Source organism: Promicromonospora sp. AC04 (assembly GCF_003058225.1).
Lineage (GTDB): Bacteria > Actinomycetota > Actinomycetes > Actinomycetales > Cellulomonadaceae > Promicromonospora.
Window position 1 is genome coordinate 137,964 of record NZ_QBUG01000005.1, and the last position, 25,379, is coordinate 163,342.

Annotated in this window: 21 protein-coding genes, 1 other RNA gene and 1 pseudogene; 10 read left to right on the forward strand and 13 right to left on the reverse strand. The window is 66.6% G+C overall.

Annotated elements, in window-relative coordinates; all coding sequences use genetic code 11:
• Positions 1–42: 42 nt before the first annotated feature.
• Positions 43–627, reverse strand: coding sequence for a MauE/DoxX family redox-associated membrane protein (locus C8K30_RS14775; RefSeq protein ID WP_108493675.1), 585 nt, complete (start codon positions 625–627; stop codon positions 43–45).
• A gap of 473 nt (positions 628–1,100) precedes the next feature.
• On the opposite strand from C8K30_RS14775, the pseudogene C8K30_RS14785 reads away from it, so the two are divergent.
• Positions 1,101–1,223, forward strand: a pseudogene (locus C8K30_RS14785) (NAD(P)-binding protein); the annotation flags it as partial.
• Positions 1,224–1,821: 598 nt separating this feature from the next.
• Here the strand turns inward: C8K30_RS14785 and C8K30_RS14795 are convergent.
• The gene (locus C8K30_RS14795) at positions 1,822–2,223 is read right to left on the reverse strand and encodes a squamosa promoter-binding protein 15 (protein WP_108493677.1); all 402 of its coding nucleotides are present in this window, start codon (positions 2,221–2,223) and stop codon (positions 1,822–1,824) included.
• A gap of 240 nt (positions 2,224–2,463) precedes the next feature.
• Here C8K30_RS14795 and C8K30_RS14800 point away from each other — a divergent pair, with 240 nt between their 5' ends.
• Both C8K30_RS14800 and C8K30_RS14805 read left to right on the forward strand, forming a co-directional pair.
• The gene (locus tag C8K30_RS14800; RefSeq protein WP_108493678.1) at positions 2,464–2,955 is read left to right on the forward strand and encodes a hypothetical protein; all 492 of its coding nucleotides are present in this window, start codon (positions 2,464–2,466) and stop codon (positions 2,953–2,955) included.
• An 8-nt stretch (positions 2,956–2,963) separates the two neighbouring features.
• Entirely contained in the window at positions 2,964–3,242 is a 279-nt protein-coding gene (locus tag C8K30_RS14805) for a hypothetical protein (protein WP_108493679.1), read from the forward strand.
• A 210-nt stretch (positions 3,243–3,452) separates the two neighbouring features.
• Here C8K30_RS14805 and C8K30_RS14810 read toward each other — a convergent pair whose 3' ends face one another.
• The 4 genes from C8K30_RS14810 to C8K30_RS14825 all read right to left on the reverse strand — a co-directional run bounded on the left by C8K30_RS14810 (position 3,453) and on the right by C8K30_RS14825 (position 7,813).
• A complete protein-coding gene (locus C8K30_RS14810; protein ID WP_108493680.1) occupies positions 3,453–5,051 on the reverse strand; it encodes a helix-turn-helix domain-containing protein in 1,599 nt (532 codons plus the stop codon).
• A gap of 114 nt (positions 5,052–5,165) precedes the next feature.
• Positions 5,166–5,666 (reverse strand): DUF4160 domain-containing protein, encoded by a 501-nt coding sequence (locus C8K30_RS14815; protein WP_108493681.1) that lies wholly within the window; start codon positions 5,664–5,666, stop codon positions 5,166–5,168.
• A 334-nt stretch (positions 5,667–6,000) separates the two neighbouring features.
• Positions 6,001–6,555: a GNAT family N-acetyltransferase gene (locus tag C8K30_RS14820; protein ID WP_108493682.1), complete on the reverse strand. Its 555-nt coding sequence runs from the start codon at positions 6,553–6,555 to the stop codon at positions 6,001–6,003.
• Positions 6,545–7,813: a helix-turn-helix transcriptional regulator gene (locus tag C8K30_RS14825; protein ID WP_199230499.1), complete on the reverse strand. Its 1,269-nt coding sequence runs from the start codon at positions 7,811–7,813 to the stop codon at positions 6,545–6,547. The genes C8K30_RS14820 and C8K30_RS14825 overlap by 11 nt, the downstream gene beginning before the upstream one ends.
• A 178-nt stretch (positions 7,814–7,991) precedes the next feature.
• On the opposite strand from C8K30_RS14825, the gene C8K30_RS14830 reads away from it, so the two are divergent.
• Together C8K30_RS14830 and C8K30_RS14835 are read left to right on the forward strand one after the other, a co-directional pair.
• Entirely contained in the window at positions 7,992–8,279 is a 288-nt protein-coding gene (locus C8K30_RS14830) for a hypothetical protein (RefSeq protein WP_108493684.1), read from the forward strand.
• Positions 8,276–9,397, forward strand: a complete 1,122-nt coding sequence (locus C8K30_RS14835) for an HAD family hydrolase (protein ID WP_108493685.1) — start codon at positions 8,276–8,278, stop codon at positions 9,395–9,397. Before C8K30_RS14830 ends, C8K30_RS14835 begins: the two co-directional genes overlap by 4 nt.
• A 160-nt stretch (positions 9,398–9,557) precedes the next feature.
• On the opposite strand, the gene C8K30_RS30340 is transcribed toward C8K30_RS14835, so the two are convergent.
• The 3 genes from C8K30_RS30340 to C8K30_RS14845 form a co-directional block, all read right to left on the reverse strand.
• On the reverse strand, positions 9,558–11,780 hold the full coding sequence (locus C8K30_RS30340) for a hypothetical protein (RefSeq protein ID WP_146197485.1): 2,223 nt from the start codon (positions 11,778–11,780) through the stop codon (positions 9,558–9,560).
• A 229-nt stretch (positions 11,781–12,009) separates the two neighbouring features.
• Positions 12,010–15,621 carry a MobF family relaxase gene (mobF, locus tag C8K30_RS14840; RefSeq protein ID WP_199230500.1) on the reverse strand — a complete coding sequence of 1,204 codons (3,612 nt, stop codon included), beginning with the start codon at positions 15,619–15,621 and terminating at the stop codon, positions 12,010–12,012.
• Positions 15,622–16,089: 468 nt separating this feature from the next.
• Positions 16,090–16,278, reverse strand: coding sequence for an AlpA family transcriptional regulator (locus C8K30_RS14845; RefSeq protein ID WP_108493942.1), 189 nt, complete (start codon positions 16,276–16,278; stop codon positions 16,090–16,092).
• A gap of 197 nt (positions 16,279–16,475) precedes the next feature.
• On the opposite strand from C8K30_RS14845, the gene C8K30_RS14850 reads away from it, so the two are divergent.
• From C8K30_RS14850 to C8K30_RS14860, 3 genes are all read left to right on the forward strand, one after another.
• Complete coding sequence (locus C8K30_RS14850) at positions 16,476–16,967, forward strand: helix-turn-helix domain-containing protein (RefSeq protein WP_108493687.1); 492 nt, start codon at positions 16,476–16,478, stop codon at positions 16,965–16,967.
• Position 16,968: 1 nt separating this feature from the next.
• Positions 16,969–18,144 carry a site-specific integrase gene (locus C8K30_RS14855; RefSeq protein WP_108493688.1) on the forward strand — a complete coding sequence of 392 codons (1,176 nt, stop codon included), beginning with the start codon at positions 16,969–16,971 and terminating at the stop codon, positions 18,142–18,144.
• A gap of 105 nt (positions 18,145–18,249) precedes the next feature.
• Positions 18,250–19,323, forward strand: a complete 1,074-nt coding sequence (locus C8K30_RS14860) for a DUF3644 domain-containing protein (protein ID WP_146197486.1) — start codon at positions 18,250–18,252, stop codon at positions 19,321–19,323.
• Between the two features lie 453 nt (positions 19,324–19,776).
• On the opposite strand, the gene C8K30_RS14865 is transcribed toward C8K30_RS14860, so the two are convergent.
• Positions 19,777–20,601 (reverse strand): hypothetical protein, encoded by an 825-nt coding sequence (locus tag C8K30_RS14865; protein ID WP_108493690.1) that lies wholly within the window; start codon positions 20,599–20,601, stop codon positions 19,777–19,779.
• Positions 20,602–20,882: 281 nt separating this feature from the next.
• Positions 20,883–21,281, reverse strand: an RNA gene (gene rnpB / locus C8K30_RS14870) — RNase P RNA component class A.
• 77 nt (positions 21,282–21,358) lie between these two features.
• On the opposite strand from rnpB, the gene C8K30_RS14875 reads away from it, so the two are divergent.
• Positions 21,359–22,201: a YaaA family protein gene (locus C8K30_RS14875; RefSeq protein ID WP_108493691.1), complete on the forward strand. Its 843-nt coding sequence runs from the start codon at positions 21,359–21,361 to the stop codon at positions 22,199–22,201.
• A 186-nt stretch (positions 22,202–22,387) separates the two neighbouring features.
• Positions 22,388–23,692, forward strand: coding sequence for a sugar MFS transporter (locus C8K30_RS14880; RefSeq protein WP_233257183.1), 1,305 nt, complete (start codon positions 22,388–22,390; stop codon positions 23,690–23,692).
• Positions 23,693–23,831: 139 nt separating this feature from the next.
• Here the strand turns inward: C8K30_RS14880 and C8K30_RS14885 are convergent, their stop codons facing one another.
• Entirely contained in the window at positions 23,832–24,584 is a 753-nt protein-coding gene (locus C8K30_RS14885) for a histidine phosphatase family protein (RefSeq protein ID WP_108493693.1), read from the reverse strand.
• On the reverse strand, positions 24,581–25,342 hold the full coding sequence (locus C8K30_RS14890) for a zinc ribbon domain-containing protein (RefSeq protein WP_108493694.1): 762 nt from the start codon (positions 25,340–25,342) through the stop codon (positions 24,581–24,583). Before C8K30_RS14890 ends, C8K30_RS14885 begins: the two co-directional genes overlap by 4 nt.
• Positions 25,343–25,379 lie beyond the last annotated feature (37 nt).

Consider the following 25,379-nt stretch of genomic DNA (forward strand, 5'->3'; position numbering starts at 1 on the left):
GGGGGTCTCCGTTCTCGCGAGGTGCGGGTCAGCGGACAGGGTTCAGACGGCGCGGGAGCGGGCGCCGGACCGGACCAGCGTGCGGGGAGCGAACAGGTCGACGACGTCATCGAAGAAGTAGGTCAGCGCCGTGACCGCGACGGCGCCGAGGACCGCGAACGCTGCGTGGCCGGGCCTCGACGGCATGCTGTCGACGGCCGTCACCAGACCCGATGTCATCGCGCCGGACACCGCCAGGCCGGTCAGCACGAGGTTGCGGGCCACGTGTGCCCAGCCGAGCTGTGTGGTGCTCGCGCCGAAGCATGAGCACGTGATCGTGCGGCCGGTGACGGCGGAGTGCAAGGCGAGCCCGGTGAAGCCCACGAACAGGAGCGCGGCGGCGACCAGTGCGGGCATGACGACCGCCGGGACGACCGTACCGAGCAGCAGCGTGACTCCCACCAAGACCTCGGTCGCAACGTGGAGTCGCGCCATCGCCACGGCATGCAGGCGCCGGAACGGCTCCGGCGCTCTGCCGAGCAGCTCTGCCCAGGTGTTCCGGTTGGCGTCGCCACGCAGCTTGGCGACGCCGGACGTGAGCAGGACGCCGGCCACGGCCAGCTGGACGAACAGAACCAGGGTGAGCACATCAACTCCACGGGTGGCGGGCGGCGGCGGGATGCCGGCGCCGGCAGGGGTGTCCGGCGCCGGCGGTCACGATCAGCAGCAGCCGTTGTCCGCCCAAGCGGTGCAGCTGGGCGGGCAGGATCCCGTGTAGCAGGCGCGCCGCTGACGGTTACCCGTCGTCTGCGGCTCGGCACGACACCTGGTGCTCGACTCACACCGGTACTGGTAGTTGGTGATGCAGACGGCCTCAGCCGTCTGCGCCGGGGCGACCTTCTGGAGGATCGCGTCGCCGAACTGCGTGAACAGTCTGCCCATCCCACTCCTACTTTCTCCGTGATTGCTGACGACGCGGTGCGGACCTGTCCAAGGCCACCAGGAACAACCCACCGGCAGTTCCAGCGGTCGGCGCAGAGTCAGGTCGGCGTCGTCCAGCGACGGATGTCGTCGCACGAGAAGAGTGGTCGGCCGCGCTATGGCGAACCTATGGTCGACCTATACGCAGGCACGACACGTCCCGCGAGAACCTGCCAGTCGTCATCGGCGCTGGCCCGGTCGGTCTCGCCGCGGCTGCCCACCTGCTGGAGCGCGGCCTGGAGCCGCTGGTGCTGGAGGCCGGCCATGGTCTTGACCGACGTTCAACGACGTTGTGGTGTTGAGCCAGCGCTTCGACACCGGGTTTGGCTTCGACAAGATCGCCTCTCCGGCCGGTCGGCCGGCCCGAGGCCGCGTGCCGCCAGCTCGCGGTGCACTCACGTCGCCGCATGGACCAGGGACGGCCTCGGTTCGGCGTCGACCGGAAGGCAGGCGAGGAGATGGCCGGCGGTTCCTCGACGCCTTCCGCGACGTCGACGTCGACGGGCTGGCCGAGCTGCTCGCCGCCGACGTCCATCTGGTCGCAGACAGCGGCGGCAAGGCGCCGCAGTGGAGCACGAACTTCCTCGGTCGAAAGAGCGTTAAGAGCGGACGAGCCGGTCTGTACGCCGGGTTCTCCCGGAGGGTGTACCGGTATGTCTCGCGGTGTCCGCCGAGTTGGTTGGGCACCGCGAGATCGTTGGAACTTCGCGGTTCTGCCGGGTCCGGGGCGCGTTGGTGGAGGTGGCGTCGGATGGGCTCAGACAGCGGTCATGTGTACCCGATGTGTACCGAGCTGCTCTCCAATCGGACCGCCTGCAGGCTCGCCGCCGTCCGAGTGTGAACGGCCTTGTGCTTGGCTCTTCACTCCCGATAGAAGACCTCGTCGTCCTCGCTCGGTACGAGGGGAGCGAACTGCCGAAGCTCGGCGCCGCGGATCATCCACAGCCGGAAGAAGCCCTCTTCCTGGTCCATCACGAACAGTTGCGCCGCGTTCGGCTCGCGCCACGGCGTCTCGAAGAATCGCTGCCGGAGAGCATCGAGGTCAGCATGGTTCAGGGCACCCGCCCACACCTCGCACTCGGGAGCCTTCCACCCTCCCCATTGGCTGTCCTCCGCGCTGGTGAGCAACCTCAGGTACCCCACTCCGCCACGCTCAGGACTCGACCGGCGGGGAGCTTCCGTCCGTAGCCACTCGCTCAGCGCCTCCGCGTTCTCGTTGTCGTCCATGTCGACCGAGATCATGACGTTCGCCACCCAGCTCATAGCGATCGTTCTACCGGAACGGACAGCACGTCACCAATGAGCGGTGCTCAGCGCCTACAGGACGGTTGCCTATCGCGTCTTCGTTGACTCAACGAGACCTACGGCATCTCCCGGTCAAGCAGCGATGGCAGTCCCCCTGCCAGTTTGACGCGATCGACCCAGGCAGCGACCTAGGCTCGGTGCTCGCATCGTCGATATGACGTGCGGGGTGCCGGCGGGGGCGAATTAGGAGGCGCGACTGTGATCGAGATCGATATCCCGATGGATCTCATGACTGTGGACGCAGACGGTGTCGGGCAAGGGTGGGTGACTCGCTCCCACTACAGCATCCGCGAGGGCGAGCTGCTGGTTGCTGGCCGGCCGGAAGCATGGTCCTGGGTCCGTGCGAAGGCTGTCGACGGACGTCACGTGACGTTCTTGCTTGTCTCCGAGGCCGAGGCAGCGAAGGGCGCTCGCGTCACTACGGATGTCATTCGTGCAGAGTGGCCGTGGCCCAGGTTCGAATGGCTCAGGGTTGAGGAGCACACGCTCGTCCAGGCCGATCGAGGAACCTTCATGTGGGTCGATCATGTCCAGTTCACTCTCGACTCGACGCTGGATGATCGAGCCCTTCTCACAGCCCTGATGTCGTCGAGCCTGTACGCGCACGGTACGCCTGGCCATACGCGGATGGTGCCGAGGTTGACTTCGATGGGCGCCCTGTCCACGGGCCCTGGCTCACCGAGACGTTGACCTCCGAGATGTTCACGCCGGTCGCGGCGGACGACGCGCGGCAAACGATCGACACGTGGCTGGACGACGAAATGATCGAACCACCGCAGTCCGTCCGCACCCACGCACGAGTCGCGCGGCTGTTGTCGCAGGCGTTCGACTGCGGGACGGTCTACCGCCTCGATGTCCCTAACAACGAAGAGCACCGGTCGAATTGGGTCGGTGTCGGTGCGACCGGGTTCCGCGAGTTCGTGGTGATCGACCGCGAGCACGAAGTGATTCACATGGTCGTCGCCTCCGACGACTGACGCCCTGTCACACTTCCAAAACGGGCACCGGCGCTAGCTTGTAGATCGCAGTTCACGCATCTGACACGGGTGTGGCGAGAGCGACGGCGGCCGGGATCGTTGGGCTCCAACGATCCAGGCCGATGGTCATTTGGGGATTGGACGGGCCCGCGCGGACCGTACCGACCGAATCGAACCGCTTTCGAGTCGGGTGAGTACAGCAGGTGGCGGTCAGGGTGTCGTGTTCTCTGCCACGAAGCGCTCAACAGGTGGAAACGCAGCCGCCTTCCAGTGCCCCCAATTGATCTGCATTGCCTGCCTGCTTGCAACGTCGTCAAGGTCCCGAATCGCGCCCGCCCATTCGCTCTCCGACGCGCCAGGCGAGAGCAGGTTCCGCATCTCAAGGTCGTTCACTAGCTCGATGACGATCGGGACTGTGCGCTGTTGATAGAACGCAGCGAATCCCGGCATCGTCTGGTGGATATCGCTGCTGGAGTCGGCCATATATGCAAGCACACACCAAAGGTAGTCGAACCGACAGATGGAATCGAGAATTCGGTCCTGGTCCGATGGCTCGAACTCGGACGACAGCACCTCAGGCGCGTTACGCACGTCAGCGGAAAGCGCAGCGACCCGGGACGCAGTCTGCCGCGCGAACCGGACAAGGCCTCCTGGCAAAACATTTCCGTTCGAGGTGTACCCGAGAACCTCAGCACGCGCGGCCATCGTCACGGCGTGGCGCATCCATGACATGTATTCCGGCTCGCCGTGCTCTTCTGGCACTGGACAAAACTTCGCGGGTAGCGCGAGACGACGGACGACGGACCACGCATCCTCACGAACGGCCACGCCACCGAGCGCCGCAACTCCAGCACCGATAGTGCGCCAAACCATTGCGCCACCGCGTTCACCAGCACGCTCGTTGATCGGCATCCGATACAAGTACGTCAAGCCGTCAATCACCGCGTCGACGAGGTCGTCACTCTCCTCACGGATACCGAACGCCCCGATAACGAGGAGGCGGTCGACGACCGAAGAGACATCTTCGATCTCCCACGGTGTCTTGACGTCCCATGCGGCGGAGCGCACCCGCCGTCGCAAGAGCCGGCGAAGTTCTCCATACTGCGAAGGACGTACCGCGCCCACCGCTTCTGTGAAGATGTCAAGGTCTTGATCGAAGTCAACCGCAACTGGCAGATCGGCGACGCTGCCTGCATCCGTGTCACCAGCTGCGGCTAGAAGCCGGCGAAGGACGTCATTTAGAGGACCACGCGCTTCGGTCCGCACCGAATCATTGTTGCGCGAGAGCACCTCGCTCCAGTCGGCGTGCTCTGCGGGCACACAGCGTGTGCCCTTACGGACATACACCTGCCCTCGTCGGAACTTCACTCCAGCTTTTGGATTGCCGGGTTGCAGTTCGCCATCCTTCAAGAAGATCACGGGCAAGCGGTCCGCGCTCGGCGCAACGTAGATGATAGAGATGGGGCGTCCTTCGACCTCGTGGTTCTTGACCGTCAGCGCTGGCAGGCCCGAGACATAGCTGCGGACAATCTGTGCAATGTCTGCCTCGTCGAACTGAGCAACGTCAATAATTGGCTCGTCGTGTGACGTTGAGCCGTTTCCGTCTACCCCAACGACGATGTAGCCACCGAGCTTGGTGTTGCTGAACGCAGCAACAGCCATCACCAGGTCGAGGCGATGCTTAACCCCTGCCTTCGACAGGTCCCAGTATTTCTTGTAGTCAAGATGCTGGTTCTCGTGCCCCAGCACCAAGAGTTCGTCTAGCTTCTCGGCGCCCACCTGTCCATCGACTGCAAACTGCTCCGCCATCCTGCGATCTTTGCATAACTGCCTACCCCCTCGACCAGTTTCATCCGCAGGAACCGCAGCGCCACCATCACCTCACCCTCACGACGAGACGAGACCATGCTCGTGACGCTGGTCCTAGACGTCCGATGCGTTCGTCGGAGCAACGACAACATCACCATGAGCCTTTTCCCACCAGCGACCGAACTGGACCTGGTTTTCGATCAACGCTGCCTTCATACTCTTGAGTTGCTTGCTCGCGATGCCGCGAGGTGCTTCGTCAAGGAGTTCGCCGGTGTTGAGGCTGAAACGTAGGTCGATCGTCGTTCCAAAGGGGCGCACGTGAACATGAGGCGGGTCGTGGTCGTTGGAGTACACGATGAACTTGCCGATCCTCTCCACCCGAAGGCTGTCGGCGACAAGCGAGGTCATGAAGCCTTCGTCGTCGTAGCCAGAGGGGCCGACTTCCCCGAAGTCACGGACGGCGATGTTGTGTAAGCGAGCCTCTACATGTGCGCGTTTCAGCCAGCCGCCCTCCACCGCCTCCTCCCAGTCACCGCGCGTGTAGACCTGCTCTTCATCTGGTCCGGAGGAAGCGCCAGGGTCTGGTTCAAAGGGAGTACCCCCATCGTCGCTCATTTCACAATCATCGCGGAGCGTCGCAGGGGTCGCTCATCGTTAGGGCTGACGCTGTTGGCGCCGAGCGCCCAGCGTCCGTTCTTGCGGACCGTGCGCCCACCACCAGCCAGAATCAGACACTGACCTGCATGTTCACCGGTAGTTCGTGGATCGCAGTCCGGGCCACCGGCACGTTCTGGTGAGAGCGACAACGGCCGGGAACGTTGGAATTCCAAGGTTCCCGGCCGTTGGTCGTGTTGGGGCCCGCTGGGCTGGTGCGGACTTCTTGCGGACTGCAAATTGCACTCGGAGCTAGGCCAGCTCCTCCAGCCGTAGTGCACGCGACCGGAAGCGCTCAGTCGACGGGCGCCGGTTCGCGGGTGGTGCGGAGCATCGCTGTCAGGACAGGCCCGTCGGATGCGGGCTGTTGTGTGCTGATCTCGTAGTAGCCCCATCGTTCGTAGAGCGCTTTCACCTTGCCGTTCCCGGCCAGTGGGTTGACCAGGAGGGAGACTTGTTCCTCGGGGCGGTTGGCCAGGAGTTCGTTGTGGATGCGCCTTGCGGTTCCGGTGCCGCGCCAGGGCACTTTGAGCATGATCTCCTTCAGGGCCACGGTCGACTTGTCGGTGCAGCCCTCGGGCAGAGGTGTGGTCATCCGTCGCCACCAGCGGTCATCGGGTTGGAGGGTGTTGACGTAGGCATATCCCACTGGCTCGTCTCCGTCGAACCCGATGACGGTCTCCCAACCGGGTTCGGCGCCGTGCCGGGCGAGCCGTTCCCCGTACCGTTCCACCGAGTAGTGAGGCTGGTGGAGCTGGTCGGCGCGTACTTCGGCGTAGATCTCGATCAGGGTGCTCCAGACACTGTCCAGGTCGGAAGCGTGGCGCAGCTCGATGCCGTCACTGATCATGTGGAGTCCTTCGGCCGTCGTGGATGTACTGGTCCCAGATGGTGGTGTGCGGGCTAGGGCCTGCGGTGAGGTGCAGGGCGTTGCCGAAGTCCTGCAGCATGCCGGTCACGCGGGGGTGCTGACCGGTGGGACCGGCCGGGATGGACATGGCAGTAGCTACGGCCGGTTCCAGGTCGCCTTGGCCGAGCTGGGCGCGGGCGAGGCGAGCGGTAGTGATGGCGCGGGTGCGTCGCATCTCCGGGCGAAGCAACGCCAGGCTTCGGTGCGCGCGGGCTTCGGCGCTCTCGTAGTCGCCCAGGGCCAAGTGCGCGGCCACGGCGAGGTTCTCCAGTTCCGCCTGGTCGTAGAACGCGGTGATCCATACCGGCCGCTGTTCGTCCGGGTCGGCCTGCAGCAGGGCTTTCTGGGCGTGCCCCACGGCCTGGCGGACTGCTCCGGCGTCGCCCGTCAAGCCATGGATGGCCGCGTGCCGCGCATGGCCGAGAGAAGCGAACAGCGGGTCGCGGCGCGCGACGGGCAGGCGGCGCGCGACGTCGTTGGCGGCCAGCGCGTCGACGGGCCTGGCCATGTGTCGGTACAGGCTGCCGGCGTGGGACCAGATACGGAATTGGATGGTGGAGTCCCCGGAGAAGGCCGCGAGGCTGGCTGCTCGGTCGAAGTGGCGTTGCGCGGTATCGAAGCGGCGACCGTCGATCGCGGCCCACATCGCGCTGGAGGTGAAGGACGCGGCACAGCCGTAAAGGGCAGCTCGCACGCGCTGGCTCGCCGTGCCCCTCGCCTGGAGCGCAAGGGCTTCCCCAGCCAGTGCGGCTGCCTGCACCTCGATGGTGAGCTTTCCGCCGTACCGATGGTCATCAGCGATCACGAGCGCGAACTTGGCCAGAAGCCGCTGCACGTCACTGAGGCCGACGCGCTGTCGAGGCCCTAAGGACGGGCCAGCGGCCGTCGAGGGGATCGTTCTGACGGTGTCCCTGACCGGGCGGTGCACCCCACTCTGCGGCGGCGTCGTCGGGGTGCGATCCCCTTGGGTCGTGAAGCCCAGCTCCGTCACGTGGCAGTTGAACAGCGCCTCCAGAGCAGCGCGCTGACGATGGTGAGGCCATCGAGTTTTTCCGGTCAGCCAGTTGCGGACCGTTCGGTCGCTGACGGTTCCTTCGTATCCGGCCGCACGCAGGTCGGCGTTCACGGCTTCAGCCAGTTCTGCCTGGGTGAAGCCCGATTCCGCCATGCGCGTCTTGAGGATCTGGTTGCCTCCCACTCGTTCACGGTAGCCACACGACGGCATCGAGAAGAAGCGATCACCCCGGAAATTTCCGGTTGCCGCCGAAGAGTGCCCCAGCGCTTTTTCCTCACCCATTCACGGTTACGGGTCTTTCACTGGATCCCAGCCTTCCCCGGCTGCCGAGTCCACCATCCCTAGACACAAGGGCCAGCCCATGACCACGACCCGCTTGGCCGACCAACTCACGTTCGCCATGGATGTCGCCGCCGAGGCGATCCGCGCCGTGGGACCGGAACACATCGAGATCGTTACGTTGACCCGAGGCCGCATCTGCGTACAGCCCGTGGACCTGAACGAGGGCGAGCAGATCGCGCGCATCTTGGGGTGCGACCTTCCGTTGGATCATCGGATGTTCGTGCCCGGGCACACCCTCTGGACCGGTGTGGTAGACGGCCTGGAGGTCCAGGTCCGGTCGGTCCTGCGTCAGGTGGTGGCGCGATGAGCTCCCTGACCGTCACGTGCACACGAACCCTCGTCGCCCTGGACATCGACGGCACCCTCCTGGACGGTGAGAGCAGGATCCCGCCCGGAACGGTCGGGATGCTGGACCTGGTCCGCGCCGCCGGACACAGAATCGTCCTCGCCTCGGGACGATCACTCACGGGTCTGCTTCCGATCGCGGTACGGCTCGGGCTGACCGACGGGTGGGCGGTGTGTTCCAACGGTGCCCTGACCGTGCGCCTGGACCGGGTCGCTCCGTCGGGGTACGACGTCGTGGACGCCCGGACGTTCAACCCAGGCCTTGTGATCAGCCGCGCTGTGAACCTGGTCCCGGGTGTACGGGTCGCCGTGGAGGAGGTCGGGTGGGGGTGGCGGACGAACCGTCCGTTCGCACCTGACGAACTGAACGGGCAGCAAAAGCCCGCGACGCTGGACCACCTGACGTCCGAGCCAGCGACGCGGATTGTGCTCGCCGCACCGGGCATCCGCCGCTTCGCCGACGCGCTGGCCGCTACCGGGGTCACGGTTGCTCCGATGGGTCCCGACTGGGCCGACATCACAGCCCTGGACGTCAACAAGGCCGCCGCCCTCGACGACGTGCGCAAACACCTGCGCATCCCCGCCGAGAACACTGTGGCTGTTGGAGACGGCATCAACGATCTGACGATGCTGGCCTGGGCCGCACGCTCAGTCGCGATGGGGCACGCACCTGCGGTCGTGCGTAGCGCCGCCGACGAGACCACCGGCACCATCGACCAAGCCGGGGTGCTGCCGGTGCTGCGCTCCCTCATCCCGGACATCGACGGATCACTCTCGTCGCTGGCCGCACAGATCGCCACCGCCGAGGCCAGCGCACCAGGCCCAGTGGCCCTACGTGTGTGGCACGGCACCGGACCGGACCTGTCCCGGTGCGAAGCGTGGACCCTCCAGAACGGCCACTGGATCAAGCATGCTCCGATCCCGTCCGGCGTCGGCACCACGATGCGCGCCATCGAGGCCGCTGCCATCGAAGCAAGGCTGCCGTTTCCACGCGGGGACGAGGGCAGACGCCGCGCCCAGTGGCGCAGCGTCATTGGAAACGGCCCGGCCGGGTTTGAACTCCCGCTCGGCGACCGGTAGCAATCTCGGCCGCCAGACCTCACGGCTGCCCCTGCTCCCGCCCAACCGTGTGTACCGCTTCCAGAAGGCAGAGTCTAGGCCGGGGCTCCCCAGTGGGAGCCCCGACCGCCTTCCTCCGCCGCACCGTGAACGCTGGTCGGCTTGCCGCCGGCAGCAAACGCTAACGAGGTCCGGACCTCGTCGCAGATTCGGTCCCGCCCGCATACGAGCGACGAAAGTCACTCTTTAGCGTATCGGAAAGCTTTGCGATCTCCACTGATCGGCGAGCGGGCTCTAATCGCTCCGCCTCTTTTACGCGGCCCATCAGCCCGTGGAAGTCATCAGAGCTTATTCGTCGGCCTAACTGAACACCAAGTAAGCTGGGAAATAGACCAGCCATCGAATCGCGGATCGCCTGAGTCTTCGGTGAAAGTGCCACGTAGTTGAGCAGAAAGTCCGGCCGCATCATATACCGCGCCCCACGGTCCCGGACGACATCACGCGTATATTGCAGAATTCTCGTCTCACTGGTAAGCCACCATGTTGACCAGCCGAACTCTGACGTACCTGACGACTCTCTCCTGCGTCGGCGACGCCCATAGACGGCGAGCGCAATCAATGCGTCATTGTGCGCTAGACGCTCCGTCTTCTTGTGCTCAGCAAGCTTTGAGGTCAGGTCTAGGACCGCATCCGGATCTACAAGTGTCTCCAGGTCGTCCGTCGACTCGTAATCGAGACCGAACGAGTTCTGCAGATATCTACGAATGTCATTCATGCCCACAACACCATGCAGCGTCTCTGGTGTGCAGAAGTGATTGAGGTACTCCGGCCAGTTCTTGGGCCGCAGCGATTCGGGATCTCCAGTGAACTTCGCATATAGATATGAACGCAGGATGAGATGCGGGACTTCGCGAACTAGTTCGAAGCCCATCGACTCTTCATGGCCGTTGATATGGTTTCTGTGCTCGAAGTCGCACGCGCGAAGATGGCTCACGACTTCTTCGAGCGCTGGCTCCGTCAGGATCAGCTTCGCGCCAAGCTCGGAAGCGATCGTGAGCATATTGTTCGTCGCCCGATCGGCTTCCGGGAGGAATTTTTCACTTAATGCCAGCAGGAGCTGGTCGGCGCCGACATAGAGCCGAAGATCTGAGGCCATCTCCTGAAAGAACTTTACGAGACGTGGCTCCGTATTAAGCGTGAATAGCAGTGCGTAAGTCTGAGAGAGTTTCCGAAGATACTCACGCTCATCCGCCACCGAGTCGTAGAATACGCCACGGAGCGCCCTGAATGCGCCATCACCAACATTTTCGCGTTTGCTGTGAGTAACTTTGGTGTCCTCGAGGGCAAAACTGAGAGAATCCACCACGGTCGGATACTGGGACCCGGCGCCTTCCTGCAGATACCGAGAGAACTCCAGCCCTTCGCGCTCGAATATGTTCTGGATTGCTCGAAGTGCCACCCGTGCTGCAAGTTCAGAGTCGACACAGACATCGTCGTCTCCTTTGGCGCGCATCTCAAGGCTCTCCAGCACCCGGAGGCGCAGGGTTTCGTCTGCGGCGTTCTCATCTTCAATCTTCTGGCGGGTCTCCCACGGCAGACAGAATGTCCCCGCCTTCCTGTACCACTTGACAGCACGGCCTAATGGGTAATCCTTCTTACCCATGTGCTGCAGCCTCCGGACGATACGAGGCGCCACGATTGACTGAACGCTTGGCACGGTGCCGACGATCTTCTCCATGACCTCTTCGGCAGTGCGAACGATACCTTTATCCGGGTCGGTCCCTTCAAGCGCCCAGAGGGCGAGCGCATCTGTCACGGAGTCAACCAGGCTTTCGTTGCCCCGACGCCTTTCGACTTCTTGCGCAAGATAGACATAGACGGCAGGGCTCTTCACGTGCTGCGTCGATGGAATCCTTCGAGAAGCCCCAATGCTCTTTAGGAAATCGGTATAGTGCTCAAGATGGTGCCTGAAGGCAGCGCGCGTTGCGACATCATCGTTGATGTGAGAGGTCACGTAGGAGCCATCCCGAATTGCCACGGTCACACCTAGTTCGGCAGCAAGGCGGCGTTCCTCACGATCCGAATAGCGAACGATATGCGGCGTCACGAACGTCAGCGAGCTCGGACTCCTGCCAAAGTCGCGAAGACGAGCCACCGTTCGCCGAATCTTAGAGGAGTAGTCTTTCTCGATGCTGGCCTGAAAGTAATGTTCGACCTGCGACCCATCTTCGTATATCGTGCCATCTCTTGCATCCGCCCCGCCGTCCTTGACTCCACCTAGCGGAATGAAAGTTGCGCCAACAAGGCTCGCATAGAATGAGTTTGAGAATCGTTCGAATGGCGCGCCCTCGACCCTTTCCAGGGCTACCCTGACAAGGTCTGCGTGGATCGGTTCGTCACTCACATTCACTCCTTGCGGTTGGTATGTTAGTAACTCGATCTTCCGCAGCGCTCAGGAACGCAGCAGATTTGGCGCGTGAAGCTGCGCTCACACAAGCTGCCCTGCTCGCGGGGGAATTTCGACCGTAGCAGGGGATGTGCCGGATTATCTGGTGAATCGGACCAGGGTGGCGGGTGACTTCATCGCCTCCGCCCCCTGACATCTCGTGTGGCGCAAGACCTTGGCCGCCCGATCACCCGATGCCTGGGCCGACAGTTCGGTCAGTTCGGGCATGCGCGGAGCTGTCTTGGCTCGTGGCACGCCGGAGAACCACGGCACGGACAAGGCGAGCGTCCTCGCGCTGGGCGAGTGTCGTGGGTGGTTCGCGGAATAGATCTTCTCCTGTGACACCGTAGAGGTCCCGGTAGGCGGCCACGACGGTCACGACGTAATGCCAGTCAAGTTCATCGGGTCCGTGGGGGCGTCGTGGCAGGTGCCGGGTCCAGGGTTCGTGGTCACGGAGGGCCTGTCGAGCCAGGGTGCGGGCGCGGTGTTCGATGAGTTCGGCGCGCCGGTCGAGGGCTTCGCGAACGTCTTCCGGGAAGTGCCCCTGGGCTTGTGGAACCAGCCCGGCGATCCGGTTGCGTCCGTTGGCTGTGCGGGTGGCGGTGTGGGTGAGTCGGTCGTACAGGACGGCGGCGATGTCTTCGGCGTCGTACAGGCTCCGGGTGGCTGCGAGCCGGGGCAGTAGCCGGGTCACGTCGTGCCCGTCGGCCTCTGCCCGGCGCAGTTCGGCGCACAGTGGCCCGAACGCGTCGGACGTCACGACCTGAGCGATGTCACGTCGGGCGTAGCCTTCCCCGGCCAGGGTGTGCGCAACCAGTTGGGTCCAGCGAGGTCGCTGGGCGTGGGTTGCGATGGTGTCGTACTCCGCGGCGAGCTGGGCGATCGATCCCCAGCGGTGTTCCTCGTCGGTCCGTGCCTGGTGTGCGGAGGGTTCGGCGCCGACCCGGTGCAGAATGCCTGCCAGGACGGCGCGTGCCGCGTCGAGGTCGGGCTGGTCGGGGTCGATGTTCGCGCCGATGGCGTGTTCGTGGTTGTGGTTCCGGTCGGGCTGGTCGATGGGCACGAACACGGTGTTCGTTGCCCGGCCTCTCGTGAGGGCGACGTACAGGTTCTCCCGGCTCATGCTCGGGCTCGCGACGGTGTATGCGGTGTCGACGGTGAGGCCTTGGGCGCGGTGTGCGGTGATCGCATAGCCGAGGTCGACGTGCTCGGCCACGTACGCGGCGGGCAGCCGGACCATCTGACCACTGAGCTGCTGGCGGTCGACGTTCCGGGCATCGGTGTGCGCGTCGGGATCGATGCGCTGAGCAGTGACCGACCCGTCGTGGTGGACATCGGTGATCTGCCAGCGGTCGCCGTTGCGGACCCATCCGGCGTGTCCGTGGCGCAGGGTGCGGTCGTTGCGCCGGGTGAGGATCAGGTCTCCGGCTGACGCGCGGGTCTGCCCGGCCAGGCGGACCGTGCTGCCGTCTGAGACCTGTCCCGCCAGGACGCGTTCGGCGCGGGCGCGGCGGTTGAGGTCGTTCATCGTGGCGGTGTCCGGCACGACCAGCACCGACGACAAGCCCGTCTCGGTGTCGGCCTTCCACGCCGCGTAAGCGGCGTCGGTCATGTCCTCGGTGGTGCCCGCCTGGATGCGTCCGTGGTCCTGGTAGGTGGTCAGGATGGCGGGGTCTCCGTCGCGCAGACGCAGCGAGGCGCGCTTCTCCCAGTCGGCGTGGAAGCGGTGCACCTCGATCAGCGTCGGGACGTCGCCGGTCGTGCAGGCCCGCTCACTGGTCAGGAGCGTCAGGGCTCCACCGGTCTCCACGGCGGGGAGCTGGGCGGGGTCGCCGACCAAGAGCACCTTGGCGCCGGCCTCGACGGCGGCACGGGTGAGGCGGTCCAGGGTGTGCGTGCCAGCGAGAGATGCCTCGTCCACGATCACCAACTGGCCCGGCTCGAATGAAGCACGGCCGTGCCGCTGTCGGGTGAGCCACATCGCGGTGTTTTCGCACGCGATCCCGAGCCCCGTCGCCAGGACATCCGTCGCCGCCGCGGAGGGCGCCAGACCGACGACGGTCCCAGGCCCGTGCTGCCCTTCCCACAAGGTGCGCAGCGCGCGCAGAGTCGTGGTCTTCCCAGTCCCGGCCGGGCCCACCAGCAGGTCCAGGCGGCGCCCCGAACCAGCCACCATGGCGATGGCTTCGGCCTGTGACGCGGCGAGCGCACCGTCCCGCACACCGTGGTTCAGGATGGCCCGCAGCAGGTCGACGCCCAGGCGCGGCGCAGTGCGGTCCTCCATGAGCCCGAGGAGCCGCTCTTCAGCGTCGAGGACGGCCTGGGAGGTGAACACGACGGAGTGCTTGGGGCGCAGTGTGCTGGATCCGTCCGCGCGCTGCATCGCCCGGGGTGTCGGTGTCAGCTCTGGTGGGGTCAGGGTGACCGAGCCGCCCTCGGCTTGGGCGACGATCCGGGCCACGACCTCAATGCGGTCTTGGTGGGTGGCCATGCGCCAGTGCATGGTCTGGCGTTCGGCTTCGGCCCACAGGTTCCAGTGCTTCCACGTGGCCCGCTTGTCCCCCACCACGCCCAGCACTACCGAGGCTGCCATGTCCACCACGTCCTGGGGGACGTCACCGGCCGCGAACACCTGGGCCGGTTCGGCCAGGGCAGCGGACAGCAGTCCCTGCGCCCACTCGGTCGGGTCCTGCCCGAGGATGCGCCCGGCCCGCTCCCGCCACTGCGCAGTCAGGTCGGCCAAGGACTCGATGATTTTGGGCGGGCGGGTCTCCAAGGTGGCCTGTTCCCGCAGCCGGTTGATCGTGCCCGGCGACGGGGTACGCCCGTGCTTCTCCCGGTACTCGTCGATGAGCTGGTCGGCGCAGTGCTCGATCTCGGCCGACCGGTTGGAGAACTCCTCGATCAGCTCGTCACTGACACCGACGATCTCCATCCGCGGGTTGCGGTCCTTGCCCCGGACACGCCTCTCCCACTTGATGCCCAGGGCGCCGGTGAGGCGGTCGGCCAGGACGGCGTTGTAGTGCTCGCTGAACGCGACGTTCGCGTTGAACAACGCCCTCGAGTCCAGGGTGCGCCACTTGCCATCGACCACGGCCCGGACCTTGTTCGCGATCACCAGGTGCGTGTGCAGCTGCGGGTCGTGCGCACGCGAGTCCCAGTGGTCGTACCCGGTGGCGATCACCCCGGAGGCGTCGGCCTGCATGATCGACCCGTCCCCGGCATCGGTACCCATCCTCGTCGCGGCGATGTGCTCCTCGATGAACTTGATCGTCTCGGCCATCGCAGCCCGGTGCGCGCCGAGGATGATCGTTTGCGTGTTCCGGTCCGATAGGGCCCACAGCACCGAGACCGACTTCGTGGGCGAGAACGTCAGATCGAACCCGGCGACCGCTGTCCGCTTCCCGGCCAGTGTCTCGTCTCGCACGATGTGGTCGACGGCGGCTTGCCGGTCCTCGGGGCTCAGGTTCGGGTCCAGGGCGGCGGTCCGGTTCTCGATCCGCTCACGCAGCGGCACGATCTTCGGGTAGGCCCTGCCCAGGGGCTCGGTCGTGACCGGGTCCCGGCCCGCTTCCAGGAGCCGCTGGAGCTGGGTGGTCGTCACACGCTCCCCGGGAACCAGTACACCGCCGCCGAGGTCCGCGACGCCGCTTCCGAGCCAGTACCCGGGTGGGGTGCCCACGGCCGTGTAGTACGCGGTGACTGGGTCCAGGCCGAGGCCGTCGCGGAGGTTCGGGGCGTCGCAGTCACCGTTGGCCACGGAACCGGTCAGGTACTCGGTGCCGTTGCCCACGCTCATCGGAACGATGCTCACCGCCATGACCGATCACCGCCCTTGGGGTGTGCGGGCGAGGTGTGCGGGCCGCCCGCCAACGGTGCCGAAGCGCACCAACGCCAACGGTTCCGTCGCTCCTCAACTGCCTGAGGTGTGCTGCGTTGCCAGGCGGCCAACCCCGCGTACGTCGTCGCCCGCCTGCGACTTGCCAGCCGCGTGCCGTAGTCCGTACCGCTGCCGTCGCTCGGTACACGCGCTGCATGTGTCCGGCTCGCTGCAACGTGCGTCTGCTTAGTCGCGTGAACCAGGTAGGAGGGAACGGCGGGGCCCCGCCCCGATCCCCGGGCGATGGACCGCTCCGCGGAGCTGGCAGGCGACTCGGGGCGCATCGCCGGAGCGGGCCGGTGCGGGCCGGTGGCGTTGCCGCCAACGACAACGGGGCCCGGACACCGAAGTGTCCGAGCCCCGTTCATCCGCCCGCCCCGAGAGGAGTCAGGCCGCTGTGTGCTTGGCACCAGCCGCCTCCTGCGCAGCCAGCCAGGCCATCACCTTCGAGCGCCGGTAGACCACCCGGCGCTGACCGAGCCGAAACGAGTCCGGGCCCTTCCCGATGTACCGCCACCACCGCAGCGTGTTCTCCGGCACGCCCAGCAGGTCAGAGACCTCCCGGGTGCGCAGCATCGGATCGTCCTTCTGCGCAGCCGTATCCGTTCCGGCGTCCGTCGTGACAGCCACAAGCACCACCCTCTTTCGACGATGTCCGGCACGGGATGACCTGGTGTCATCACGGTTGCGCACCGCCTCCGTAGCACACCAATTTAGCACCCACCAATCTGACGTTCCGAGACAGTGCGCACCACAGCAGTTACCCTGGAGGCATGGACGAAGACGAAGTCATTGGCGCCAACCTGCGCCGGTACCGAACGGACCGAGGCATCACCCAGGCGAAGTTCGCCATGGCACTCATGAGCCACGGCGTCGACGGCATGTACCCACAGACCATCCAGAAGATCGAACGCGGCCAGCGACCACTGCGCTTCTTCGAAGGGCTCGTCGCCGCACGCGTCCTCGACGTCAAGCCCGAAGCGCTCTACGACCTCGACCCCGAAGCCGACGTCGACCGCGACGCCGCCAAGCTCGCACGCAACATCACCTACGCGGCTGACGCCTACGAAGCCGCCTGGGACGGCCTCAACGACATCTGCGAAGAGGCCGAAGAATTCCTCCGCGACGCATCCGACCTGAACGCCGCAAGCCGACGCTGGATCGAGAACGCCCTCAACGCGGCACGCCCCGACCGCAAGACGAATAGCGCCGGCGTCGGACCGTCCGACCCTGGCCCCGAACCTCCCGCACCCGAGGAGAACTGACATGGCGACTGCATGGGTCGAAGATCGCTGGCTCGACAACGACGGCGAGAAGACCAAGGACTACGGGCGCGGGAAGCGGTGGCGCGTCCGCTATCGCGACCCGGGCAAGCGCCTTCGCGCCGAGTCATATAAGCGCAAGATCAACGCCGAGCGCCGCCGCGACGAGTTGTCGGCCGAGATTCTGACGGGCCGCTTCGTCGACCCGGACGCCGGCAAGATCACGTTCAAGGAGTACGCCGAGCACTGGCGCACGCTCCAGGTCCATCGCGGCAACACAGAGGATCAGGTCGACGTGGTCCTTGAGATCCGAGCGTGCCCACGGCTGGGACACCTGCCGCTCGCCTCGATCGACTCCGAGGACATCCAGTCATGGGTCAAGTGGCTCTCGACCGCAGCGATCGCTCTGGCAGGGGGCAAGAGCAAGGGATATGCCCCGGCGACCGTTGGGGTGACCCATCGGATCGTGTCCGGCATCTTCAAGTCCGCCGTCGACACGAACCGGATCACGTCGAATCCGTGCGCGGGCACGCGCCTACCGAAGAAGACGCCCATGCGCGTCAAGCCGATCCCGACCGAGTCGCTGTGGGCGCTCATCGATGCTTTCCCGGAGCGATTCCGAGGCCTCATCTTGTTCACCGCGTGCACCGGACTTCGACAGGGTGAGGCGTTCGGCCTGACCGTGGATCGGCTCGACTTCGACAACAAGGTCATGCACGTTGACCGACAGATCACCGGATCGGTTGCGGGCAAGCCGACGTTCGGGCCGCTCAAGACCGAGGCGAGCTATCGAGAGGTGCCGCTGTCGACGTCCACGATCAAGGCCCTGAAGGAGTACATGCGGAAGTACCCACCAGGACCCGACGGCCTCGTCTTCACCAACACCGAGAACGGCGCGCTGCGCCGCTCGGCGTTCTGGGACACGTGGCGACGCGCGCTCAAGGCGGCCGAGGTCTCCGGCTTCACCTTCCACGATCTGCGCCACTACTACGCGAGCCTGCTCATCCGCCACGGCGCTTCCGTCAAGGCGGTTCAGGCGCGACTGGGCCACAAGCACGCCAGCGAGACCCTGGACACCTACTCGCACCTGTGGCCCGACGAGGAGGAGCAGACGCGTACCGCGATCGACCTCGTCATGAGCACCCGTCCAACGAAGGCCGCAGCGTCGAAAGCCGCGTAAGCGGCGTCGCGTGTTGGAGGGCGATTCAGTTACGAATGCGCGCACAGGAATTCCTCGCGTGCGGGCCGCTCGCCTCGTTAGACTCCTCACCCAGGGGTGAGGATTGTGAAGAAGGAAGCAAAGTTGCTCAAGGAGAAGTCGCTGAGTTCGCTCACCCTCTCCATCGAGCTGTTCAATCGCCCATCCAACGTAGGGCGGACCGATTCCGTTCTGATGCTCCTCGATCACACCTTCGAGATGCTGCTCAAGGCGGCTCTCTTGCACAGCGGAGCACGTATCCGCGAGCCGGGAGAGAAGAACACGATCGGCTTCGACGCGTGCGTTCGTCGCGCCCTGTCGGGCTTGACCAAGCCGATCCTCACAGATGAGCAGGCGCTGGTGCTGCAAGCGATCAATGGTTTGCGTGATGCGGCGCAGCACCATCTGCTCGACATCAGCGAAGGCCACCTCTACCTGCAGGCTCAAGCAGGGGTCACCCTTTACCGCGATCTACTGCGCGACGTGTTCGGAGAGACGCTCAGCGAGCTCCTGCCTGATCGCGTCCTGCCCGTCGCAACTCGGGTTCCGCTGGACCCGATCAACTTGTTCCTCGAAGAACTAGCGGAGATCGAACGACTGCTCGCGCCCGGCCGCCGGCGACACGCAGAGGCAACTGCGAAACTGCGCGCGCTGGCGATTATCGACGGGGCGATGCGGGGAGAGAAATTGCAGCCGTCCGAGCAGCAGCTCGGTAAGTTAACCGCGTCCATCGCGGGCGGGAGCACCAAGCTGGATGTGCTGTTCCCGGGGATCGCGGCCATCACGTTCACGACCGAACTGGACGGTCCGACCGTGAACCTGCGGATCGTCAAGCGCGAGGGGATCCCGGTCACCATCGTCAAAGAGGGCTCCGCGGACTCCAGCGTCGTGTCCGTCAGGCGCGTCAACGAACTTGACTTCTACAATCTGCGGTTCAAGGACCTGCACACCAAGCTCGGCATCACAACGAACCAGCTCACCGCGATGATCGTTCTGCTCGGCGTCAAGGCAAATCCCGACTGCGCGAAGAAGATCATCACCACCTGGTGCTACTCCCAGACCGCCCTCACCCTGCTCCGGGAAGCACTAGTGCAGCGCCCTGCCGACCAGTGGTGGGCCGAGTACCGCGCGAGACATTCGGTCAGGTCGAGCGCGGCCTGAGGCGGGGGCCGTGGGCGGACGTCGACCACAACGGAGAACCCGTCAACGCGTCGCGTACCGCGCCCGGTCCGCCCGCTGGCCTGGGCACAGCCGGTCTGCCTTGTCCGCAGCGGACCGTTCCGACAGTCGTGTCCTGAGGGGGAACGAACCGTTGTCACGAGGGCTATGCCCGAAGCAGCCCAGCGTCGCGAGCCCGGAGCGCGGTGCACTACCAGATTGAGTCCCTGCGACCCAGAGGGCCGCTCTCCGACCTGCCTTGGTTACGGCTATCCCCTTCGGGTGCTGGTCCGCCCTGCACCGGAGGTCGATGCCGTCCTCGATTCTTCGCTCGCTCTCATCTTCGCGAGCAACCGCCCTCTGGTGGGTGTCACCAGCCTGCGCGGGCAAAGCTGACTGCCACCCTAGTAGGACCGGCCGAACACGCGGTCGGCAGTCGAAGCACCGGCAAGCGTGTCACGCAGTCAGAGTCCTGAGGCGGGTCTCAAGACCCCGCGCAAGTTCGCCGAGCCCCTCGGCGTTCGGGTGGTAGGTGAGGGTCCGGATGGACCGGAGGTCGAAGGGCACATCGCTCAGGGACTGGGCAATCGGGACCACGTCGCGGCCGATCGTGTGCGCGATCCCAGTCTCATAGAACACGTTCGGGTTCTTTCCCGACAAGTCGGAGACGACGACGCGAGATCGCCAGATCAGGCTGAGGACGTCGTCCATGATGTGGTGGTTCTCCCAGATGTCATCGGCCCGATGGCATCGGAGACCAGCTCGTTCGACGGCTTCCTTGATCGCCTCGTACACCGCACCGAATCCCGCGAACGGCATCATCACGGCGACCAGATCCTTCTCCCGCGGCAAGTGAACCGGGAACTTAAACACCTGTGGCGCGAGCTGCTCGGCGGCACCGCCGCCGAGTAACACACCGTAGAGGTCGACGTCCTTCACCGCCCAGTGCGTACGCGTGAACTCCCATGTGTCGATCTGGAGATCCTGCGCGAGAGAAACCACACGGTCGGTGCTGAGCGCAGGGAACCCCGGGTTCTCGACGAAGGTGAACCGATAGTCGGCGCCGGTACGTTGCAGGCTTGTGATGCGGCCGATCCGCGCAACCTGCTGTGAACTGGAGTCCCCAGTCTCCGGCATCACCAGTGTCGGCAGGTTCACGAGTCGTGAGGGGTCCACGGCCCCGGCGGGTTGCACATACTCCCTGACGATCTGATCCGTGTGCTCGAACACTCGACCGCCAAACGCGAGGCCGTCCCCGAACCCGATCAGCAGGTTGTACATGCTCCTCCATTTGCAGATCGGACGCGCCGTAGGACACCGCGTCCTGCCTGCTTACGTTAGTTGACCCCGACGTCCGAATGCCACCAGCGTGCGTGCTCAGCGCGCACGACAGCGGCGGTGCCTGCCTGTGTGACTGCTATCTCTCGTACCTCGCCGCCGATAGATCGCTCGCGAACGGCAAACGATCGGCCGCCTGACCCACGCGGTACACAGCCATGTGTACCCAATGTGTACCGGTGCACCTCTAGCCAGTGCTCCGATGCAGGTCAGAGCGTTAAAAGCGGACGAGCCAGCCTGTACGCCGGGTTCTGTTCCCGCGCGCGGTTACCCCCGCGCGGGCGACGGTCATCCATCTAGGCCCTGCGTTGCCGCAGGGCTCGAGCGGTCTACCCGACTGTGCCTCTCCGAAGAGAGTCGGGCGGGCAGCCCTCAAACACAGTCTGTCTGACCTTGCTCCAGGTGGGGTTTACCTAGCCGCTGCCGTCACCGGCAGCGCTGGTGGTCTCTTACACCACCGTTTCACCCTTACCCCCGGCCTTGCGGCCGTGGGCGGTCTGTTTTCTGTGGCACTGTCCCGCGGGTCACCCCGGGTGGCTGTTAACCACCACCTTGCCCTGTGGAGCCCGGACGTTCCTCGGCGGGCGCCCGAAGGCACCCAACGCGACCGCCCGACCGACTCGTCCGCAGGTAGAAGAGTACCTGCCGCCAAGTGTTCACACCGCCCGTCAAACGTCCCGGCGCAACTTAGGCTAGGCGAGTGCTCCTGCTCCTTCCGCCCTCCGAGGGCAAGACGCCCGCGCCCGACGGTGCCGCTCCCCTCGACCTGAACGCCCTCGCCCACCCGGAGCTCACCGCACATCGCGAGCAGGTCCTCGCCGACCTGGCGAGGGTCAGCGCACAGCCCGGCGCGACGTCGGCTCTGGGAGTGAGCGACGGGCTCGCCGACGAGGTGGCGCGGAACATCGCACTCCGCAGTGCGCCCGCGGCCCGCGCGGCAGAGGTCTACACGGGTGTCCTGTACGGCGCGGCCGGCCTCGCCACCCTGCCCGAGGGCGCCGCGCGGCGCGCCCAGGAGAGCGTCCTCACCTTCTCGGGCCTGTGGGGCGTGGTCGCCCCCGGTGATCGCATCCCCGCCTATCGGCTCGGCATGGGCGTCGGCCTGCCCGACGTCGGCCGGCTCGCCACGTTCTGGAAGCGCGCCCTCGCCGAGGTGCTCGACGCCCGAGCCGCGGGCGACGTCGTCGTCGACTGCCGGTCCGCGACCTACGTCGCGGCGTGGCGGCCGACGACGACGGACTCCGGCGCCGGTCGAAGCGCGGGCGCCGAGTGGGTGGAGGTGCGGGTGCTGCGCGAGACCGACGGGAAGCGGACAGTGGTGTCGCACAACGCCAAGCACACGCGGGGCGTGCTGGCCGGGCACCTGCTGCGCCGCCAGGCCGAGGCCCGGACCAGCGAGGACGTCCTCAAGGCCGCACAGGAGCTGGTGGGTTCGGTGATGCTCACCGAGATCGGCTCGGGCAAGGACCAGACCCTGATCGAGGCGAACCTGCTGGACGGCAAGGCCCGCGGCCCGCGGACGCTGGAGCTGGTCCTCGCATAGGGCGCGCCGCGTGGAGCGTGAGCCTCGCCCTCCTGCGAGGCGGCTCCGTGCGGGGCGACTCCGTTCGAGCCCTCCGTGCGAGCCGCTCTGCGGGGGCCGCTCCGTGCGCGCCCCAGGATGACGCCCGTGTAACGGCTGGGCCACAGCTCTGGCGCCAACGCCTACCGACCGGTTGGATGACCGGTCATGAGGACAACCAGCCTGACAGGCGCCAGGATCGCGGTGGCCGCGGCGTTCTTCGCGCAGGGCTTCGTCTTCATCAGCCTGACCACCCGCCTGCCGCGGTTCCTGGAGCGGTGGGGGCTCGACGAGGTCACCCTGTCGCTGCTGCTGCTCATGATGGTGCTGCTCGCGGGCGTGGGCTCCCTTGTCGCCGAGCGCGCCGCGCGGCGCTTCGGCAGCGCGTCGATGCTCCGGCTCGGCCTCGGGCTGATGGTGGTCGCCGTCCCTGCGATCACGCTGGCCCCGGCGATCGGCGTCTTCGTGGGCGGGGTGGCCGTCTACGGGATCGCGCTCGGCCTCGTCGACGCCACCAGCAACATGCAGGCCGTCCACCTCGAGCACCGGTACGGCCGGCCCATCCTGCCGTCGTCGCACGGCTACTGGACCACCGGCGGCATCCTCGCCACCATCCTCGTACTCACGACGGGGCACCTCTCCCCCGAGATCGGCGCGTTTGTCGTCGTCGTCCCGCTGGTCGTCGCGTTCGCGCCGTTCCTTCCGCACGCCGCGGCCCAGCCGGACCTCGCGCCCGGGGTGGTGTCGGCCGGCGGAGTCTCGATCCCGCGCCCGGTCGTGAACCCGAACGCGAGCCCGGCGGACGCCGCGCCGACCGCGGGCACCCGGGTCTCGGACGCACCGATCCCGTGGCGGCCCATCTGGCTCGTGGGCGCGGGGCTCGTCATCTTCTACATGGTCGACACCACCGCGTCGGCCTGGGGACCCGTGTACCTGGCGCGCTCGTTCGACGCACCCGGCAACCTGGTCGCGCTCGCGACCTTCCCCTACCTGGTGACCTCGATAGTGGTGCGCCTGGCGGGCGGGCACCTCGTGACCCGGTTCGGTGTGACGCCGCTGCTCCGGATCGGGGCCGTCGTGGCCTGCGGGGCACTGCTGCTGGTGACGCTCGCGCCCACCTGGCAGGTCGCGGTGGCGGGCTTCACGCTGCTCGGCGCCTCCGTCGCGCTGGTGGCCCCGCTCAGCTTCTCGGCGGCGGGGCGCATCGCCGCGGGCTCGACGCCGGATCCGGCGGCCGAGCCCGACCGGGCCCGCACCGATGCCGTTATCGCGCGCTTCAACCAGTTCAACTACGTGGGCGCGCTGCTCGGGTCGGTGCTCACCGGGTTGATCGGGGCGGACAACCTCCGGCTCGGGTTCGCTCTGCCCGCCGTCCTGGTGCTGGCCCTGGTGCCGCTCGCACCGGCGTTCGCCCGGGGAACGCTGCGACGTCGGGGAAACCAGCCGGCTACCGGCCCGGTGACCGGACAGTAGGGGGCGACAACGGGCAGCGCCTGGCCGGAGAAAGAGTTGCTCCTCGGGTTGTGTTGCCGAGAGTAGACAACGTCTACGCACAGCAACACGATCCGCCAGCGAAGTATCGTCCCGGCCGGCGCGCGGTCGCCGCAGCCGCTCAGCCGTCGGTCGGGACGCCGACGGCGGTGACCTCGGTGGTGCCGTCCTCCCAGAGGCGCAGCACCGACAGCGACGCGGGCGGGATGCGCAGCCGCGCCCAGTACGAGGCGGGCGCCCCCAGCGACTGCCCGACGGCGGTGCGGATCTGCGCCGCGTGCCCCACCGCCACCACTGTGCGGTCCACGCCGCCGGCCAGCAGGTCGGCGAGGCCGTCCCACACCCGGGCGCCGAGCTGCGCGTAGGACTCGCCGCCCGGCGGCACGAAGGTGCCCGTCGAGTGCCACTGCGCCAGCTCCCCCGGCCAGCCCTGCTCGATCTCCGGCGCGGTCAGCCCCTCCCAGTCCCCGAACCGGCACTCGGCGAACCGGTCGTCGGTGGAGACGTGCAGCCCGAGCCGCCGTCCGACGGCGGCCGCCGTCTCCAGGGTGCGGACCGTCGGGGAGGCGACGAGCGCCGTCGGGCGGGGCAGGTCCGGCCAGAGGCCGCCGTTGCGCATGCCGCCCGAGGAACCCGCTCCCGCCCGCGACGCCCGCCCGACGCGGAACACGGCGTCCGCGGCCTGGGCCGCCTGGATCCGGCCGCGCGCGTTCAGCGACGGGCCCGGGACGTCCGAACCCGAGTACCCGCCGGCCTCCGTCAGCGGCGTCACGCCGTGCCGCACGAGCACCACGGTGAGCGGGAGGGCGCCGTCGAACCGGGTGACCGCCACCGGCGGGCGCCGGTGCGTGTCGAACCCGGGCGCCTCGCTCATCCGGCGGCAGCTCCGGTCGTCGCGCCGGTCGCGACGCGGACCAGGATGCGGCCGCACTCCTCGCACCGCACCACCGCGTCCGGCGCCGCGCTCTTGATCGTCGCCAGGTCGGCCGGCGGGAGGTCCATGCGGCAGCCCTCGCAGCGGTTGCCGTTCAGCACGGCCGCGCCCGTACCGCCGAGCTGCGCGCGGATCTTCTCGTACAGCGTGACCAGAGCGGCGTCGAGGCCCTCGACCGCCGTCGCGCGGCTGGCCGTGAGCGCCGCGACCTGCGCGTCGAGGTCGGCCCAGCCCGCGTCGCGCTCGGCCTCGACCCTCGTCTTCTCCGCGACGAGCTCGTCGTTGGCGGCCTCGACCTTGGTCAGCACGTCCTCGTGCGCCTCGAGCCGTTCCATGACGTCGAGCTCGATCTCTTCCAGGGCCGCCTGGCGCGTGGCGAGCGAGCCGAGCTCATCGGTGAGCGCGACGGCGTCCTTCGCGCTCACGCCGCCCGAGTCCAGCCGCTGCTGGTCGCGCGTGGCGCGGTTGCGGACCTGCTCGACGTCGCTCTCCGCCTTGATGAGCTCACGCTTCAGGTCGGCCACCCGGGTGCGCGACTCGACGAGCGAGGCGCGCAGGTCGGCGATCCGGCCGTCCAGCTCGGTCAGCGTCGCGAGCGCGGGCAGGCTCCTGCGCTGGTGGGCGAGCTGCTGAGCGCGGGTGTCGAGTGCCTGGACCTCCAGCAGCCTGCGCTGGTCTTCGGGCGGTGCAGTAGCCACGGAGGCGTCCTTTCGGTCGGGTTCATCTGGCGGTGGT